This is a genomic window from Moraxella sp. VT-16-12, from assembly GCF_002224245.2.
Lineage (GTDB): Bacteria > Pseudomonadota > Gammaproteobacteria > Pseudomonadales > Moraxellaceae > Moraxella.
In genome coordinates this window covers 1-16,728 of the sequence record NZ_NKHK02000009.1, presented here as the reverse complement: position 1 = coordinate 16,728, position 16,728 = coordinate 1, and the positions used below count along the sequence as shown (strand labels likewise).

The 16,728-nt window shown below is 44.4% G+C and carries 17 protein-coding genes and 1 pseudogene; 11 read left to right on the top strand and 7 right to left on the bottom strand.

Annotated elements, in window-relative coordinates; genetic code table 11:
• Positions 1–4 precede the first annotated feature (4 nt).
• Positions 5–1,363 (bottom strand): ATP-binding protein, encoded by a 1,359-nt coding sequence (locus tag CEW93_RS08660; RefSeq protein WP_089540408.1) that lies wholly within the window; start codon positions 1,361–1,363, stop codon positions 5–7.
• A 180-nt stretch (positions 1,364–1,543) separates the two neighbouring features.
• Between CEW93_RS08660 and rpsP the strand changes: the two genes are divergently transcribed.
• The 5 genes from rpsP (at position 1,544) to uvrC (ending at position 5,658) form a co-directional block, all read left to right on the top strand.
• Complete coding sequence (rpsP, locus tag CEW93_RS08655) at positions 1,544–1,786, top strand: 30S ribosomal protein S16 (protein ID WP_089540410.1); 243 nt, start codon at positions 1,544–1,546, stop codon at positions 1,784–1,786.
• Positions 1,787–1,899: 113 nt separating this feature from the next.
• Positions 1,900–2,424 carry a ribosome maturation factor RimM gene (gene rimM, locus CEW93_RS08650; RefSeq protein WP_089540412.1) on the top strand — a complete coding sequence of 175 codons (525 nt, stop codon included), beginning with the start codon at positions 1,900–1,902 and terminating at the stop codon, positions 2,422–2,424.
• Positions 2,424–3,179 (top strand): tRNA (guanosine(37)-N1)-methyltransferase TrmD, encoded by a 756-nt coding sequence (gene trmD / locus CEW93_RS08645; protein ID WP_089540414.1) that lies wholly within the window; start codon positions 2,424–2,426, stop codon positions 3,177–3,179. The genes rimM and trmD overlap by 1 nt, the downstream gene beginning before the upstream one ends.
• 151 nt (positions 3,180–3,330) lie before the next feature.
• Positions 3,331–3,702, top strand: coding sequence for a 50S ribosomal protein L19 (gene rplS / locus CEW93_RS08640; protein ID WP_089540416.1), 372 nt, complete (start codon positions 3,331–3,333; stop codon positions 3,700–3,702).
• A 138-nt stretch (positions 3,703–3,840) separates the two neighbouring features.
• Complete coding sequence (gene uvrC, locus CEW93_RS08635; protein WP_089540418.1) at positions 3,841–5,658, top strand: excinuclease ABC subunit UvrC; 1,818 nt, start codon at positions 3,841–3,843, stop codon at positions 5,656–5,658.
• Between the two features lie 288 nt (positions 5,659–5,946).
• Here the strand turns inward: uvrC and rnr are convergent, their stop codons facing one another.
• The gene (gene rnr / locus CEW93_RS08630; RefSeq protein WP_089540421.1) at positions 5,947–8,196 is read right to left on the bottom strand and encodes a ribonuclease R; all 2,250 of its coding nucleotides are present in this window, start codon (positions 8,194–8,196) and stop codon (positions 5,947–5,949) included.
• A 74-nt stretch (positions 8,197–8,270) separates the two neighbouring features.
• Here rnr and rimI point away from each other — a divergent pair, with 74 nt between their 5' ends.
• The gene (gene rimI / locus CEW93_RS08625) at positions 8,271–8,720 is read left to right on the top strand and encodes a ribosomal protein S18-alanine N-acetyltransferase (protein ID WP_089540424.1); all 450 of its coding nucleotides are present in this window, start codon (positions 8,271–8,273) and stop codon (positions 8,718–8,720) included.
• On the opposite strand, the gene CEW93_RS08620 is transcribed toward rimI, so the two are convergent.
• Positions 8,715–9,293, bottom strand: coding sequence for an NUDIX hydrolase (locus tag CEW93_RS08620; protein ID WP_089540458.1), 579 nt, complete (start codon positions 9,291–9,293; stop codon positions 8,715–8,717). The two genes, rimI and CEW93_RS08620, sit on opposite strands and share 6 nt — an antisense overlap.
• Before the next feature lie 50 nt (positions 9,294–9,343).
• On the opposite strand from CEW93_RS08620, the gene CEW93_RS08615 reads away from it, so the two are divergent.
• Positions 9,344–10,081: a CoA pyrophosphatase gene (locus CEW93_RS08615; protein ID WP_089540427.1), complete on the top strand. Its 738-nt coding sequence runs from the start codon at positions 9,344–9,346 to the stop codon at positions 10,079–10,081.
• Here the strand turns inward: CEW93_RS08615 and bioD are convergent.
• The 4 genes from bioD to nadD form a co-directional block, all read right to left on the bottom strand.
• Positions 10,078–10,740 carry a dethiobiotin synthase gene (gene bioD, locus CEW93_RS08610; RefSeq protein WP_089540430.1) on the bottom strand — a complete coding sequence of 221 codons (663 nt, stop codon included), beginning with the start codon at positions 10,738–10,740 and terminating at the stop codon, positions 10,078–10,080. The genes CEW93_RS08615 and bioD overlap by 4 nt on opposite strands.
• 1 nt (position 10,741) lies before the next feature.
• The gene (gene bioA / locus CEW93_RS08605) at positions 10,742–12,025 is read right to left on the bottom strand and encodes an adenosylmethionine--8-amino-7-oxononanoate transaminase (RefSeq protein WP_089540433.1); all 1,284 of its coding nucleotides are present in this window, start codon (positions 12,023–12,025) and stop codon (positions 10,742–10,744) included.
• A gap of 74 nt (positions 12,026–12,099) precedes the next feature.
• Entirely contained in the window at positions 12,100–12,468 is a 369-nt protein-coding gene (gene rsfS / locus CEW93_RS08600; RefSeq protein WP_089540436.1) for a ribosome silencing factor, read from the bottom strand.
• 62 nt (positions 12,469–12,530) lie between these two features.
• The gene (gene nadD / locus CEW93_RS08595; protein WP_089540440.1) at positions 12,531–13,160 is read right to left on the bottom strand and encodes a nicotinate (nicotinamide) nucleotide adenylyltransferase; all 630 of its coding nucleotides are present in this window, start codon (positions 13,158–13,160) and stop codon (positions 12,531–12,533) included.
• Between the two features lie 106 nt (positions 13,161–13,266).
• Here nadD and rpsL point away from each other — a divergent pair, with 106 nt between their 5' ends.
• The 4 genes and pseudogenes from rpsL to CEW93_RS10915 form a co-directional block, all read left to right on the top strand.
• Positions 13,267–13,641 carry a 30S ribosomal protein S12 gene (gene rpsL, locus CEW93_RS08590; RefSeq protein WP_029102685.1) on the top strand — a complete coding sequence of 125 codons (375 nt, stop codon included), beginning with the start codon at positions 13,267–13,269 and terminating at the stop codon, positions 13,639–13,641.
• A 165-nt stretch (positions 13,642–13,806) separates the two neighbouring features.
• Positions 13,807–14,280 carry a 30S ribosomal protein S7 gene (gene rpsG, locus CEW93_RS08585; RefSeq protein WP_089540443.1) on the top strand — a complete coding sequence of 158 codons (474 nt, stop codon included), beginning with the start codon at positions 13,807–13,809 and terminating at the stop codon, positions 14,278–14,280.
• Positions 14,281–14,417: 137 nt separating this feature from the next.
• Positions 14,418–16,544, top strand: coding sequence for an elongation factor G (fusA, locus tag CEW93_RS08580; protein ID WP_089540446.1), 2,127 nt, complete (start codon positions 14,418–14,420; stop codon positions 16,542–16,544).
• 109 nt (positions 16,545–16,653) lie between these two features.
• Positions 16,654–16,728, top strand: a pseudogene (locus tag CEW93_RS10915) (elongation factor Tu); the annotation flags it as partial.

Sequence of the window (16,728 nt, the reverse complement as noted above, 5' to 3'; positions counted from 1 at the left end):
CTTGTTAAGAGATGGTTTGATGGCTCAGGGGGATTTTAACACACACCTGTAAGCCACCTTCTGCATGATTTTTAATTTCTACTTTACCATGATGTAGTCGCACAATCCGTTCCACAATCGCAAGTCCTAAGCCACTTCCTTGGGTAGTGCGAGCCGTCTCACCACGCTCAAAAGGTTGCATGATGCGTTCAATCTCACTGTCTGCCACACCATCGCCTTCATCACGCACGCACAAAAGCAGTATGGGGTGAATGTTTTGTGGGTCATCAGGTGGCAGTATGGTTGCTGACAGATGTATGGGCTGACTGCCATAACGAATGGCATTATTGACCAGATTAATAATCAAACGTTTGATGGACAATGGACGCACCATGACTTCATGTTCAATGGTATTAAAATAAATGAAGCGGATTTCGTTAAACTGTACCATCACTTCATGAAAAATCATGTCCAAATTAATCGCTCGCATTGCTTCGTCTGAACCATCTTTCATAAAAGAAATAAACTGCTCTAAAATGGCATCCATGTCTTCAATATCAAGCACCAGCCCTTCACGAAAAAACTCATCAGGCAACATCTCGGCGGTCAATCTCATGCGAGTGAGTGGCGTGCGTAGGTCGTGGCTGATGCCAGCGAGCATGATGGTGCGTTCTTTTTGGGCTTGGGCGAGTGTATGAAATAGGCGGTTAAAAGCAGTATTTACCTTACGAATTTCATTTGAGCCTTTGTGGGTGGGTAGTGTGGTGGCGTGCCCTAAATTGATATAATCAGTGGCGGTACGTTCTAGGCGTTTTAAGGGGCGGTTTAGCCTGCGAACCAATACCAAAATCACCAAAATGGTTAAAAAAGGCAATCCTGCCAAAAATCCCACAAACAAGCCTGTGCTGTATTGTGAGTAGGATTTGATGGGTTCACGAAACCATAAATTTGGATACTTGCTGTCTTGTATCCATAGGTGTGGGGTGGGTTTAAATTTAAAATATACCGTAATTTCTCTGCCTAGCTCATCTTGGACGTGGCGAGCGAAGCGGTCAGTAAAAAAATCCGCCACAATTTTATCATTGATGGTGGGGAAATCTTTTGGATTATCAATAACTTGTATGTGGCTATACTGACGCACCCAAGCAAGCATTTGTGGGTTTTTGGCATGATGAACATGGGCTTGGTCAATGAGTTTCAGCTCGCTTGCTAGGTAGTTGGCATGATTTTTAATCTCGGGTAAATACAAACTTCGCCAAAATACCCACAACGATAACGCCACACTCATAAAGACAATAAAACTTATCATCATGACGGTGTGTAAGGTGTTGGAGTTTAAAAAGTACCGAAATTTTAGCAACCATAAATCATGACGTTTTTTCATGGGCGTGTCCGATGATTTTTTGTGTCATTTTAACATAAAATTAACATTGATTTTGGCGATTTTTTTTGATAGAATAGAAGTTTAAAAGTCTGGTATTGCCAACGGCTCATCCTCAACCGGCAACCAGTATGACTTATCTTGCATTTATCCCCCATTTTAAAGTTTTTAAAGAGAGTTATCATGGTAGTGATTCGTATGGCTCGTGGCGGTTCAAAAAAACGCCCATTCTATCAAATCGTTGTGGCTGATAAGCGTGCCGCTCGTGATGGTCGCCACATTCAAAAAATCGGCTTTTTCAACCCTTTGGCTCGTGGTCAAGAAGAGTCTTTTCGCATTGACTTAGACAGCTATAACGCATGGGTTGCAAAAGGGGCTCAGCCGACTGACCGTATTGCACAACTTGTCAAGCAAGCTCAGCAATAATCGTTGATGATTGATAAATCGGTTTGTGATTATCGCAAGCCGATTTTGTTGTTTTTGCCTATGAGTGATGTGTTTTTTTACACCAAATCAACCGTCTGTGTTAGTAACAAATCATGCAAAATTTTGATAATTTCATTAAAATCGCCACACTAAAAAAACCTTATGGCATTAAAGGCTGGCTGTGGGTGTTTAGTGATACGGATAACCGTGCTGATATTTTTAATATGCCAAATTGGTACATTAAGACCGCCACAGGATTTAAGCCTTTGACCGTAACCAATTGGCGTGAGCAGGGGGCAGGATTGGTGGCAAGTTTTAAGGAAATTCCTGACCGCAATGTCGCTGAAACCATGAATGGGGCGACTATATGGGTGGATAAAGCCCATTTTCCCAAACTTGATGATGATGAGTATTATTGGTCGGATTTGGTCGGACTGACGGTCATCAACGAGCAAGGCGAAAATTTGGGGGTGATAAAACAAATGTTTGAGACTTCTGCTCATGAGATTATCGCCGTCAAACCTACCAAAGACAGCATTGATGGCGAAGAAAGGCTCATTCCTTGGCATGGTGATGTGGTGCTAAATGTGGATTTGACCGCCAAGACCATGCTGGTGGCGTGGGGTTCTGATTACTGATGTTTTTGGCGTTTGTCAGTATCATGCCACAGATGTTCACCGCCATCACAGAGCATGGCATCACAGCTCGTGCAGTAGAACGTGGGCAAGTGCAGATACACATCATTAGCCCTAGGGATTTTACCACCGATAACTATCGGCGGATAGATGACCGCCCTTTTGGTGGTGGTCCGGGCATGGTCATGCTTGCTGAGCCACTTTCACAAGCGATAGAGTACGCCAAAGCATTGGCAAAACAGCATTTTGACGACAAAGGCATACCAAATCCAAACTGCCCTGTCATTTATTTATCCCCCCAAGGCACATCTTTAAATGAGCAAATGGTGCTGTCATGTTGTCAGTTTGATGGCATGATATTACTTTGTGGGCGTTATGAAGGTGTGGATGAACGTGTCATTGAAAGTTATGTGGATAGCCAAATATCCATTGGCGACTATGTATTGACAGGCGGAGAGTTACCCGCCATGGTGCTGGCTGATAGTGTGATACGCCGTCTGCCTGATGTGATGAACGATGATTCTGCTTTGCAAGACAGTTTTGTAGATGGATTGCTTGATTGTCCACATTATACTAAGCCTTTGATTTTTAAGGATAAAAAAGTTCCTGATGTGCTACTGACAGGACATCATGCCAACATCAAAAAATGGCGGTTTTTAGAGCAGGTAAAACGCACAAAAACACATCGACCTGATTTGTGGGATAAATTCACTCCCACCAAAGAGCAAGCCAAATGGCTCAAAGAGCTGGATAAATAGCTTGATTTACCCCCAAAGAATAAGTATAATAAGCCGTTTTATGTCTGTGTGGCTCAGACGCTGATTGAGTTATCAATCTGATGATAAGATGATATGCGACCTTTAAGCCACTATTGAAGGTATGAGCCTATGTCATGTATTGGAGATTTCCATGAGTAACAAACACCCCCTAGTTCAACACGTTGAACAATCTCAACTAAAAACCAACCTACCTAATTTCGCTCCTGGTGATACCGTGGTTGTTAAAGTGCGTGTACAAGAAGGCGACAAAGAGCGTCTGCAAGCCTTTGAAGGTGTGGTCATCGCTAAGCGTAACCGTGGTCTTAATTCATCTTTTACCGTGCGTAAGATTTCTAGCGGTGTGGGCGTTGAGCGTGCGTTCCAGCTACATTCTCCCATCATCGGTGGTATTGAAGTGAAACGCCGTGGTGATGTTCGCCGTGCTAAGCTGTACTATCTGCGTGAGCGTTCTGGTAAATCAGCTCGTATCAAAGAAAAACTTAATGTCAAAAAAGACGCTTAATTGTTGGTTATTTAAGCCCTTTAAGTTTGACAAGCCCCGCCATTGGTGGGGTTTTTGTATGATAAAATGTCTGTAACTTGCCTTGTAAAACCGTATTTTCCCCTTATTTAAACAATAATTCATCGCACACATCAAGCCATGTCTCAATCAGCACATTTATCCCAACTGCTAAAAAGTTTGCCTAATTTACCGGGGGTTTATAAAATGCTTGGTAAATCAGGCGAGATACTCTATGTAGGTAAAGCCAAATCGCTTAAAAATCGGGTCGGTAGCTACTTTGTGGGAACAATAGGGCATCCCAAAACGCAGGCATTAGTCGCACGCATTCATGACATTGAGACCATCATCACCCGTGGCGAAAGCGAAGCGTTATTGCTTGAACAAAACCTAATCAAAGAACACAGACCGCCTTATAACGTCATCTTGCGTGATGATAAGTCTTATTTGTATTTGTATCTGTCTAAGGATAAATTCCCACGCCTTGGGGTGGGGCGTGGCAAGGGCAATCATGCACAAGGTCGTTATTTTGGTCCTTATCCGTCTGCCAGTAGTGCCAAAGAAGCGATGTTACTTTTGCAAAAACTTTTTTTGCTCCGTCATTGTACCAATGCTGTCTTTAAAGCTGCCAAACGCCCTTGTTTAGAATACCAAATCAAACGTTGTACTGCCCCTTGTGTGGGCTTGATTGATAAGGCGGACTATGATGAGAGTGTGGGGCAGGCGGTGGCGTTTTTAAATGGCAAATCAAGTGAACTGCATGACACGCTGACACAAAAAATGCATGACGCTGCCGAGCAGATGCTTTTTGAGCAAGCGGTGTTTTATAGAGACCGCTTGACCATGCTTTCTGAGGTTACCGCTCAGCAATCGGTGTATTTGGTGGGTGATGACAGCTGTGCTGATGTGTTTGCCATTAGTGAGCATTTGGGCTTGACGGTGGTGCACGTTTTGACGGTGCGTGGGGGGAAGGTGCTGGGGGGTAAAAATTATTTTATAGATGATGTGGCAGGTTTGGAGTTGTCTGAGCGGTTGGAGCGGTTTTTGCTCACTTTTTATGCCGATGTGAGTGATGATTTGCCAAAAGAGATTTTGGTCAATCAAGAATTGAGCCAAAAAGACACCATTGTCTTATTGTTGTCTGAACAATTTGGCACAAAAACCGTCATCAAATCACGCACCCAAACGCACCGCAAACAATGGCAAGAGCTGGCAATATTAAACGCCAACAATGCTTTAACAGCTAAACTGTCTGATTTTAAAGAACTGCACACCCGTTTTGTTGCTTTACAAACGGTATTGTCGCAGGTGTCTGATGGGGTAATCAACCGCATTGAATGTTTTGACATCAGTCATACCATGGGTGAGATGGCGGTGGGGTCGTGTGTGGTGTTTGATGATGGGGGAGCAAGAAAACGAGATTATCGCCAGTATGCCATACAAGGCGTGGTCGGTGGTGATGATTATGGGGCGATGAGACAAGTGCTGACAAGGCGTTATACCAAACACGCTTTGCCTGATTTGTTATTGATTGATGGGGGTAAGGGGCAGCTAGGCGTTGCCAAAGAAGTGCTGACTGAGCTTGGTAAGTTGGATGAGACATTACTGGTTGGCGTGGCAAAAGGCGAAGGGCGAAAAGCAGGGTTGGAAGTGCTGCATTTTTTATCTCATGAGCCAATAGATTTGCCACCAGAGAGTAAGGCTTTGCACTTAATCATGCACATCAGGGACGAAGCTCACCGTTTTGCCATTACTGCCCACCGCAAAAAACGAGACAAAGCAAGGGGGTCATCTGTGTTGGAAGTCATACCTAATCTGGGGGCAACACGCAGGCGAGATTTGTTGGCTCATTTTGGGGGTATACAACAGCTGTTGGGTGCATCTGAATCGGAGATTGCCAATGTCAAAGGTATTGGTAAAGTGCTGGCAAGAACGATTTATCAAGCATTGCATGGATGATTTGAGCGTGCCTTGTTGTGCGGCTATGGTGATAAAATCCGATACGCCACTTTTTGAATAAAACTTTCATAATCATTAATGATGATGTTTGCACCAACTGGATTGTCAAAGATGCATGAAGTGCTTATGTAAAAGTCCCCCTGATTTTGTAAAGTTAAATCGCAACTGTCATGCTTTGTTTTGTTATTTGGAAGAGTCATGGGTGATAAATCAATTGTATTTTCATGCTTTAAAACCTGCAGGCAAGTCAGTTGGCGGTAACTTGCCCTAGCTGTTTAATTTTGTGGTTCATGATTTTTGCTTTTTTGTCTTTTTGGGTGTGCTTGTCTTGGTGTCGCTCATTTTTTCTACCAAGGCAAAATCCACTTGCAACAAATCCATATTTACCCCTGCCACCTTAATCATCAACTGTTCGCCAAGTTTAAAACTTGTGCCACGTTCACCCATCAAGGCTTGTTGTCTTTCGTCATAGTCATAATATTCTGCTGACAGATTTGAGATGTGAATCAGCCCATCTATAAACAAATCATTTAGAGTAACAAACAATCCAAAACTGGTTACGGTGGTGATTGTGCCTGTAAATTCATCGCCTAAATGTCGCTGCATATAATGGCATTTTAGCCACGTTTCTACATGACGGCTGGCTTCTTCGGCACGCCGTTCGGTGGTGGAAGTTTGTTCACCTGCTTCATCTAGGGTCTTATAAATCGTCTGTTTGGGCTTGGTGTTTGTTACTTTGTCTTTGATTGCTCGATGAAGCATTAGGTCGGGGTAGCGACGAATGGGGCTGGTAAAGTGGCTGTATTCATCATAAGCCAACCCAAAATGCCCAATGTTATCAGGGCTATAATTGGCTTGCATCATGGAACGAAGTAGCATGGCGTGAATGCTTTGTGTGTCGGCTCTGCCTTCAGTGGCTTTGATGATTCGTTGATAGTCGGCATGGGTGGGATTTTCGGTGGGAAAGGATAGCCCAAAGGATTTGACGTATTCGGATAATTTGGTGCTTTTTTCATCGCTGGGCTTATCGTGGTTGCGATATAGGGCAGGCAGTTTGTGTTTTAGGGCAAAATTTGCCCCACAGGTATTGGCAAGCAACATCATCTCTTCAATGAGCTTGTGAGCATCTCCACGCGTGCGTTTTTTGATGTCGGTGATGTCGCCATCTTCACCAAAGACAATGTAGCTTTCGGCGGTCTCAAACGCCATTGCTCCACGTTCTTCACGTCGTTTGTCTAGGATTTGGTATAAAGCAAATAGAGTATCTACTGACTTTGTTACGTCAGGATTTTTAACCAAACTGTCAGGGAGTGTTTCATTGGTGGGGTCATCAAAATAAGCATTGACTTGGTTATAAGTTAGGCGAGCTTTTGAGTGCATGACCGCAGGATAAAACTCATAACCAGTTACTTTGCCTGTTCTGGACAGTTTAATGTCAGCAACCATGCACAATCTGTCCACTTTGGGGTTGAGCGAACACAGTCCATTGGACAGCACTTCTGGCAACATGGGGATGACACGATGGGGAAAATAGACACTCGTGCCACGTTCATAAGCATCCACATCAAGTGGGCTTTGGGGGGTAACGTAGTGGCTGACATCAGCGATGGCGACCAGCACACGATAATTGCCACCAGCACGTTTGCACGCATAGACCGCATCATCAAAATCTCGGGCATCTTCACCATCTATGGTAATCAATGGCAGTTGTCGCAAATCCACACGCCCTTTAATGTCAAGCTCGCTTGGCTCGGTATAGGCATTTGCTTGCTCTATCGTGGCGGCGCTAAACGCAGAAGGTATGGCGTGGTTTAATAGTGTGGTTTCTATGATGAGCTCACGGTCATTTAGACTTGTCAAAAGCTCGGTAATCTTGCCTGTGGCGTATTCTTGATAAGTGGGCATGTCAATGATGGCAACCTTGACACTGTCGCCCACCGTTGCCCCAAATTTAGCAACATCATCGTCAGTAAGTGTGATGGGCTGATGAGCGTTTGCCCCAGCAAGATGGACAAAATAGCCATCTTCATCTTCGCTTAACACACCAATAAACTCAGTACTGGCACGCTCTAACACTTGTTGAATGCGGGCTTCTGCTTTGCCACGAAACTCTATTGCCACCGCTTCTACCACATCACCATCAAAGACCACACGCAGCTGTTTTTCATGGATAAACAAGTCTGGCATGTCATCTAGCACCACAAAACCAAAGCCTTTACTGCTGGCTAATACTTTGCCGATGACGGTTTGGGGCAAAGGAGCAATGCTAAAATGAATGCCGTCTGTGCGTTCTAGTTGGTTGTCTCTTAGCATGGCTTTTAGGCGGTTGGTTAGGGCAAAAAATCGCTCTTCATCGCCTAAAATCTCAAAATGCAAACCCAAACTTTCCATTGTCGCAGGTTTGCCATCATTGTTCATTTGGGCGACAGTTTGCAAGATAAGCAGGCGAGAAGGGATGGGATTTTGGTATTTGTTGGCTTCATCATGGGCGTTGGGGTCGTTCCATTTGGGTGTTTTGGTATTGTGGTTTTTTTTCATGTTTATGCTCTAATGGTGTGCTAAATCTTGATTTTGGGTTATCATATCATATTTGCTAAGCTAACGGAAAATTTATGGTAGTTTTGTTGGATTTGACAAAAAATGAGCTTAATGCTGACATACTTTGTCAAATGGCTCAGCTAGAAAAACTGTTGTTTGATGACAATTGGCATGATGGGGCGATTTTGTCAGTATTGTCCCAATTTGGGGCAGGTGTGCTTGTTTGTTTATCGGATAAAACGGTGGTGGGCTATTGCATTTATCAGATTGTATTTGATGTGGCAGAAGTGTTGCGTATCGCCACAAATCCTAGCCATCAAAGACAAGGCGTGGGCAAAATGATGCTTGATAAGCTCATACAGCTCACAAAAAACAAACAAGCCGAGCGTTTATTGTTAGAAGTTAGGGCGGATAATGCTTCTGCCATCGGTCTGTATCAACAACAAGCGTTTTATCAGATTGATAAACGCCCACGTTATTATGGCGGTCAAGTGGACGCTTTGATTTTGCAAAGAGAGTTATGAATATTCTGGTTTGTTGGTTAAGGTAATCTGATGTAAGGGGTAGTTGCTAAATTCATCGGCATTTTTGCCGTCTTTGATGAGCTGATTTTTATCGTGTAAATAATGACAAATGGTTTGTTTGACCGTTTCAAAGGCAAGATTGTCTATGTCTATCTCATCAGGCAAAAAAAGCCCGCATTCCAAGCTTTCTGCTCCTACGCCAAACTGACCATTTTGCAGATTTGCCAAATACATGGCGTGAATTTGACCCACATAAGGCAAATCAAATAACGCATATAACTGCAAATTTGTTGCCATGCCGTCTGCTTCTTCGGCTGTTTCTCGTTTTGCCCCATCTTTCATGCTTTCATCAAGCTCCATAAAGCCTGCTGGCAGTGTCCAGTAGCCATAACGGGGCTCAATGGCTCGCCGACACAGCAAAATGCAACCATCATGCACAGCAAGCACGCCACAGACCATTTTGGGATTTTCGTAGTGGATATGACCGCAATCGGTACAAACCAAGCGTTCACGTGTGTCATCATCTGGTATGGTATAAGTGGCAGGTTGTCCACATTGTAGGCAAAAAGGCATGGTGATATGATAAAATAAATGTGAGCTAAGTTTAAAGCAAAAGCACCAAAATGACAAATCATTTTATAGACAAAACAGCAATCACCCTGCCAACATCGCACCATTTTTATTCATTAAGCCAAAAACTAACCGCCTATCAGGGCGTGGATATTTTCTCCTTTGTTGATGACAATGAGCTTTTGACAGGACTGACACGCAAGCAGGCAATAAAAAGATATGACAGTCTTTTAAAGTCAAATCCCATGCCACAAGCGTGTGTGCTGATTGTCATGACTGATGAGCCAAAGCCGCGCTTGCTGCTGACAAGGCGGTCAAACCATCTGTCTAGCCATGCAAGAGAGGTGTCGCTGGTGGGTGGTAAGCGTGATGAGGCAGACCAAAGCTCTGCTGATGTTGCTTTACGAGAAGCTTTTGAAGAGGTGGGGTTAGATGGCACAGATTGTGAGATTTTGGGGTATTTGCCCATGCAGATTTCCAAAAAGGGGCTGTTGGTGCGTCCTGTGGTGGCGTGCATTGGGGTGGATATGGTGGATAAACTTATCCCTAGCGAAGATGAGATTGCTCGGCTGTTTTGGTTGCCTTTTGAGGTGCTACTAAATGAGCCTGTGGATTATGTGTTTGATGGGCAATCCCCCAATGACTCTAAACTGCACACGCCAGCATGGGTTTATGATTGCGATGATGATGGCACGCCAGAGGTGGTTTGGGGGTTGACAGGTCGCATATTGGCAAGCCTTTTGCAGATTGGTTTTGGGGTAAACTGGCGTTGGTATTATCGTTTGGGTTAAAATTTATCCACATCAATGCCTAAAATCTTGTCATCCTTTAACCGCATAAACATTGCTTGCCGATAGTGCTTGGAAACATATTGTTGTAAAAATGCCAAAGTGTCATGACTGATGTCGCTGTCTGTATCAAAATGATGGTTGAACACCACACCAAACAGCATTAAGCCACGAGCCTTGATGGCTTCTAAGGTCAGTAAGGTGTGGTTAATGCTACCTAAGCGAGCGGACGTAACCACAATCACACGATGACCGCATTGCTCCACATAATCCAAAGTTAATACGTCTGTGATTGGCACTAATACGCCACCTGCTCCTTCTAACAGAACAATATCAAAGCGAGCATTGAGCGTATTTGTGGCGTTTGTGATGATGTTTAAATCCACCCTGCGATGTTCTAGGCGAGCTGATAGATGTGGACTGGCAGGCTTGGCAAAGACAAAAGGGCAGGTGGTGCCATCTGTATCCACATCAAGTAAGTCTATGCCCATCAGTTGCCGATGGGCGATGATGTCATCTGCCACCGCTTTTGTTGTGCCTGTTTGTATCAATTTTTGGGTGATGACAGATTTGCCCCTTTGCCCAAGATGGCGGGCTAATATGCCAGTGGTGATTGTTTTGCCGATGTCAGTATCTATGCCTGTGATAAAATAGGTGGTCATGTTATCTGTCTTTGAAATATGCTTTGAGTAACTGCACAAGTCCCCCACAAAGTTTTGCCAAATCATCATCACTCATCACAATGGGGGGCATCAGATAGACCAGTTTACCAAAGGGACGCACCCAAATGCCATATTTGGTCAAAAGCCCTTGAAAGCGTGGCATATCAATGGGCTGTTTCATCTCAATCACACCTATCGCCCCAAGAAAGCGTACGTCTGCCACTTCTTGCCAGTTTTGCAGTTGATGTAGATGATGGCTAAGTTTGGACTGCATGAGTTTGGCAAGATAAGGTATGTCATTTTCTAGCACCAAATCAATGCTGGCACACGCCACCGAGCAAGCAAGCGGATTGCCCATAAAGGTAGGACCGTGCATGAGTGCAGGATAGGGGCTATTGTGTATGCTATCAGCCAAGCGGTTGGTGGTCATCACTGCCCCAAAACTCATGTATCCGCCTGTTAGTGCCTTGCCCAAAGTCATGATGTCAGGACAAATGCCAGCATGATTGACCCCAAACATTTGCCCTGTTCGCCCAAACCCTGTGGCAATCTCATCACAAATCAGTAGCACGTCATAATATTGGCACAAAGCGTGTAAATGGTGCAGGTATTGTGGCGAATAAAACCGCATTCCACCTGCCCCTTGCACAATAGGCTCAATGATAAACCCCGCCAGTTTGTTATGATATTGACCAAAAAATCTGTCCATGCTTAGACGTGTGTCATCATCTAAGGGTGTGTCAAAGCCCATTGGTGGTGCTGGTAAAAAATACTGCGTGGGCAGTTTGTTGCCGTAGAGTGTGTGCATACTGTTGATGGGGTCGCAAACACTCATGGCGTGCCAAGTGTCGCCATGATAGCCTGAATGTGTGCTGGCAAAAGTATTTTTGTGAGCAAATCCACGTGCCAGTTGGTATTGCAGTGCCATTTTTAGGGCAATCTCTACCGCCACCGAGCCACTGTCAGCATAAAAAATCTTGGTGAGATTTTTGGGTGTAATACCAAGTAGTCGTTCACCAAGTGCCAGTGCAGGCAAGTGGGTCAGCCCGCCAAACATCACATGGCTCATGTTGTCAAGTTGTTTGCTGATGGCGTGATTTAAGCGTGGGTGATTGTAGCCATGAATGCTTGCCCACCATGATGACATGCCGTCTATGAGTGTGTGGTTATCATGAGTGTACAGACGCACGCCATCAGCATGAGTGATGATAAGATTGTCATAAGTGGGCGGTAAGCTGGCATAGGGGTGCCAAAGATGGGTGCGGTCAAAATCCTGTAAATCCATGTGTTTTCCGACGTATTTTTAACAGCCATCATTTAAACAAACAAAAAATCGCCCAAAGAGCGGTGTTGTCTGCTTTAAGCTTTTTGTACGGCTAAGGCTTGCAGAGCTTCTGGTGATGACCACAATCCTTCTAGGTCATAAAATTCACGAGCCTGTGGGGTCATGATGTGCACGATGATTCTACCCAAATCCACCAACGTCCAATCACTGTCTTTATCACCTTCACGACCCAGTGGCATCAGCCCTGCTTCTTTGGTGGTGGCACCAAGTTTGTCTGCAAGAGCTTTGACGTGGCGTTTTGATGTGGCGTTAGCGATGATGATACGCTCAGCAACATCAGTCAAATGCTCTACTGTCAGTACGGTGATTTCTTTGGCTTTTAGGTCGTCTAGGGCGGTTGTTACTAGGGCGATTTGTTCATCTAAGGATAGGTTGTGGCTCATAATTTTTTAATTAAATTAAAGTTAATTTATCATTATAGCACAGTTTTGATATTTGCAAATAATCAGCGATAAAGACCGTGCTGCTTGATGTAAGTTAAAATTGGTAAGGGTAAATGAGCAGGTGTCTCATTATTGATTAGGGCGTGTCGGATTTGGCTAGATGAGACGGTGGTGATGGGCGTGTTGTCATAAAAAATGGGTTTGTCTGCTAAAAATTCATCAAAATCAGAGGTCAAATTTGCCAAAACTTCATCATCAATGGTGCTACTGCCTGCTCGCCCAAATGCCCAAATTTTGATAAATGATAAAATTTTATCATGATGTTTCCATGTTGGCAGATTTACCAGACTGTCGCCACCAAGAATAAAAATGCGTGTGTCATTAGGATACATTGTTGCCAAAGTTTGCACTGTATCTATGGTGTAGATGGGTGGTGTTTGGTGGATTTCCAAGGGACAAATATGGGCACTGATGTGTTTGTTTTTTAAAAGTTGGCACGCCACATTTAGCATGGCTAAGCGGTGAGTGGGGTCGGTGGGCTTGCTTTTAAAAGGGTTGCCTGCGGTAGGCAAAAAATAGATGGTAAATGGCAAATGTTGAGCTGTCAGCCTATCATGTACAGCTTGTACCATGTCTAAGTGCCCATCATGTACAGGGTCAAAACTCCCCCCAAAAAAAAGACGAATGCTCATATTGCCACGCTTGAACTTTATAAAAAAAAAGTTTATAATGTATTGTTCTTAACTTTATGGGTATTATACCGCCCATAATTTTTTTAATCAACGGGAGAAATTGCCTATGGCAACCACAAACCAACTTATCCGTAAGGGTCGCAAGACCATTACAGAAAAGTCAAAAGTTCCTGCACTACAAGCTTGCCCACAACGTCGTGGCGTTTGTACTCGTGTATATACCACCACCCCTAAAAAGCCAAACTCAGCCATGCGTAAAGTATGCCGTGTGCGTTTGACATCAGGCTATGAAGTGTCAAGCTACATCGGTGGCGAAGGTCATAACCTACAAGAGCATAGCGTGGTGCTTATCCGTGGTGGTCGTGTTAAAGACCTGCCGGGTGTGCGTTATCACACCGTGCGTGGTGCATTAGACTGTGCAGGTGTTAAAGACCGTAAACAAGGTCGCTCTAAGTATGGTGCAAAACGTCCTAAGGCTTAATCGCTGCCCAAGACAAAACACTAAAATATTAATGAATTGTGCATGGCTTGTGAGAATGTGTGTTAATCAAATCCATGCAACCACAATCATGCAGTAAGGCTGGCTAAGTGCTTGATTATTTTAAGTAAGTATGCCAGATTTACCCTGAAGACATAAGGAATTATTATGCCAAGACGTCGTGTCGTTGCTGCCCGTGAAATCCTACCAGACCCTAAGTTCAGCAGCCAAACCATTGCCAAATTTATCAACCAAGTGATGGTTGATGGCAAAAAATCAGTCGCTGAAAAAATCGTTTACGGTGCTTTGCAAACCGTTGCAGAAAAGCGTAAACTAGAAGACCCTGTTGCTTTTTTTGAAGAAGTGCTAGAAAGCGTTCGCCCAACAGTGGAAGTAAAAGCTCGCCGTGTTGGTGGTGCTACCTACCAAGTGCCTATGGAAGTGCGTCCCTCCCGTCGTACTGCCCTAGCCATGCGTTGGCTTGCTGACGCTGCCGCTAAGCGTTCTGAAAAATCTATGGCACTTCGCTTAGCTGGTGAGCTTAATGACGCCGCTGATGGTAAAGGTGCTGCCATCAAAAAACGTGATGACGTTCACCGTATGGCAGACGCGAACAAGGCGTTTTCACATTTCCGTTTCTAATCTTATTAACAGATTGAGCGGGTTTGGCTTAGTGCGTGCTAAGCCAAATGCCTTGGCTGTTTTGTCATACATTTATAGTGCTGTTTGATGATAAAATAAGCCCCATTTACACAAGTTTTTTCTTATAAGGAAAACTCATGGCAAGAAAAATCCCCCTAAACCGATATCGTAACATCGGTATTTCTGCCCATATTGATGCAGGTAAAACCACCACCTCAGAACGTATTTTGTTCTACACAGGTAAAAGCCACAAACTCGGTGAAGTGCACGAAGGTGCTGCCACCATGGACTGGATGGAGCAAGAGCAAGAGCGTGGTATCACCATTGCATCTGCGGCAACCACCTGCTTTTGGTCAGGTATGTCAAAACAGTTTCCTGAGCATCGCATTAACCTAATTGACACCCCCGGCCACGTGGACTTTACCATTGAAGTTGAGCGTTCTATGCGTGTGCTTGATGGTGCGTGCATGGTGTACTGTGCGGTTGGCGGTGTACAGCCACAGTCTGAAACTGTATGGCGTCAAGCCAACAAATACAAAGTGCCTCGTTTGGCATTTGTTAATAAAATGGACAGAACAGGTGCTAACTTCTTCCGTGTGGTTGAGCAAGTAAAAACTCGTTTGGGTGGTAATCCTGTGCCTGTGGTTGTGCCAATCGGTGCAGAAGAAACCTTTGAAGGCGTGATTGACCTACTTGAAATGAAAGCCATCATTTGGGATGTTGAATCACAAGGCATGAAGTTTGAATATGGTGAAATCCCCGCCGACCTTGTTGATGTTGCCGAAGAATGGCGTAACAACATGGTGGAAGCTGCTGCTGAAAGCTCAGAAGAGTTAATGGATAAATACCTAGAAGAAGGCGACTTGTCTCGTGAAGACATTGTGGCTGGTCTGCGTGTGCGTACATTGGCGTGTGAAATTCAACCCATGCTTTGTGGTACAGCCTTTAAAAACAAAGGCGTACAGCGCATGCTTGATGCGGTGATTGAGTTCTTGCCAGCACCTAATGATGTGGCTGACATTGAAGGTGTGTTGGATGATAAAGACGAAACCAAAGCAACTCGTAAATCATCTGATGATGAATCTTTTGCAGGTCTTGCCTTTAAGATTCAAAACGATAAATATGTAGGTAACTTAACCTATGTGCGTATTTATTCAGGCGTTGCCAAACAAGGCGACAGTGTTTATAACCCTGTAAAAGGTAAGCGTGAGCGTATTGGTCGTATCGTAGAGATGCACGCCAATTCACAAGAAGAAGTTAGTGAAGCTCGTGCAGGCGACATCGTGGCATTTGTGGGTCTAAAAGACGTAACCACAGGTGATACACTGTGCGACCAAGACAACATCATCACCTTGGAGCGTATGGAGTTTCCTGAGCCTGTGATTAGTCTTGCGGTTGAACCTAAGACCAAAGCTGACCAAGAAAAAATGTCTATCGCCCTAGGTCGTCTTGCCAAAGAAGACCCATCATTCCGTGTGCGTACTGATGAAGAGTCTGGTCAGACCATCATCTCAGGTATGGGTGAGCTGCACCTTGACATCATCGTTGACCGCATGAAGCGTGAGTTTGGTGTAGAAGCAAATATCGGTGCACCACAAGTGGCTTATCGTGAGACCATCCGTCAATCTGTGGAAGTGGAAGGTAAATTTGTCCGTCAAACAGGTGGTCGTGGTAAGTTTGGTCATGTTTGGTTGCGTCTTGAACCGCTTGACCCAACAGGTGAAGTGGAATACGAATTTGCCGAAGAGATTGTGGGTGGTGTTGTACCAAAAGAATATCATTCTGCGGTAGATAAAGGCATTCAAGAACGTATGAAGAGCGGTGTTTTGGCAGGCTATCCTGTGGTTAATGTCAAAGCAACTTTGTATGATGGTTCTTATCACGACGTGGACTCTGACGAGCTGTCGTTTAAGATGGCAGGTTCTATGGCGTTCAAAAAGGGCTTTATGCAAGCATCTCCTGCTTTGCTTGAACCCATCATGAAAGTTGAAGTTGAAACACCAGAAGACTACATGGGCGACATTATGGGCGACATTACCCGTCGCCGTGGTGTGATGCAAGGTATGGACGATGTGCCTGGTGGCGTAAAAATCATTCGTGCCGAAGTGCCTTTGGCTGAAATGTTTGGTTATGCAACTGACATGCGTTCTATGTCTCAGGGTCGTGCAACTTACTCTATGGAGTTTGCAAAATACCAAGAAACGCCTAAGAACGTAGCAGATGAAATCATCAAGAAATTTACTGCCAAAGATGATGATGAATAATCTTTGATGATTGGTATGAATTAAGCTTATCCCAAAATGCTTTGGGGTAAGCCAGTACTTTAAATTAATCTTTTGTGCCATATTGCACAATTTTAAGAAGGATAATATCATGGCAAAAGCCAAATTCGAACGCACCAAACCACACGTTAACGTTGGTACCATCGGACACGTTGACCACGGTAAA

Bases quoted from the DNA above. Each gene is read 5' to 3' on its own strand.
- CEW93_RS08660 (WP_089540408.1), bottom strand. From the start codon at position 1,363: ATGAAAAAACGTCATGATTTATGGTTGCTAAAATTTCGGTACTTTTTA.
- rpsP (WP_089540410.1), top strand. From the start codon at position 1,544: ATGGTAGTGATTCGTATGGCTCGTGGCGGTTCAAAAAAACGCCCATTC.
- rimM (WP_089540412.1), top strand. From the start codon at position 1,900: ATGCAAAATTTTGATAATTTCATTAAAATCGCCACACTAAAAAAACCT.
- trmD (WP_089540414.1), top strand. From the start codon at position 2,424: ATGTTTTTGGCGTTTGTCAGTATCATGCCACAGATGTTCACCGCCATC.
- rplS (WP_089540416.1), top strand. From the start codon at position 3,331: ATGAGTAACAAACACCCCCTAGTTCAACACGTTGAACAATCTCAACTA.
- uvrC (WP_089540418.1), top strand. From the start codon at position 3,841: ATGTCTCAATCAGCACATTTATCCCAACTGCTAAAAAGTTTGCCTAAT.
- rnr (WP_089540421.1), bottom strand. From the start codon at position 8,196: ATGAAAAAAAACCACAATACCAAAACACCCAAATGGAACGACCCCAAC.
- rimI (WP_089540424.1), top strand. From the start codon at position 8,271: ATGGTAGTTTTGTTGGATTTGACAAAAAATGAGCTTAATGCTGACATA.
- CEW93_RS08620 (WP_089540458.1), bottom strand. From the start codon at position 9,293: ATGCCTTTTTGCCTACAATGTGGACAACCTGCCACTTATACCATACCA.
- CEW93_RS08615 (WP_089540427.1), top strand. From the start codon at position 9,344: ATGACAAATCATTTTATAGACAAAACAGCAATCACCCTGCCAACATCG.
- bioD (WP_089540430.1), bottom strand. From the start codon at position 10,740: ATGACCACCTATTTTATCACAGGCATAGATACTGACATCGGCAAAACA.
- bioA (WP_089540433.1), bottom strand. From the start codon at position 12,025: ATGGATTTACAGGATTTTGACCGCACCCATCTTTGGCACCCCTATGCC.
- rsfS (WP_089540436.1), bottom strand. From the start codon at position 12,468: ATGAGCCACAACCTATCCTTAGATGAACAAATCGCCCTAGTAACAACC.
- nadD (WP_089540440.1), bottom strand. From the start codon at position 13,160: ATGAGCATTCGTCTTTTTTTTGGGGGGAGTTTTGACCCTGTACATGAT.
- rpsL (WP_029102685.1), top strand. From the start codon at position 13,267: ATGGCAACCACAAACCAACTTATCCGTAAGGGTCGCAAGACCATTACA.
- rpsG (WP_089540443.1), top strand. From the start codon at position 13,807: ATGCCAAGACGTCGTGTCGTTGCTGCCCGTGAAATCCTACCAGACCCT.
- fusA (WP_089540446.1), top strand. From the start codon at position 14,418: ATGGCAAGAAAAATCCCCCTAAACCGATATCGTAACATCGGTATTTCT.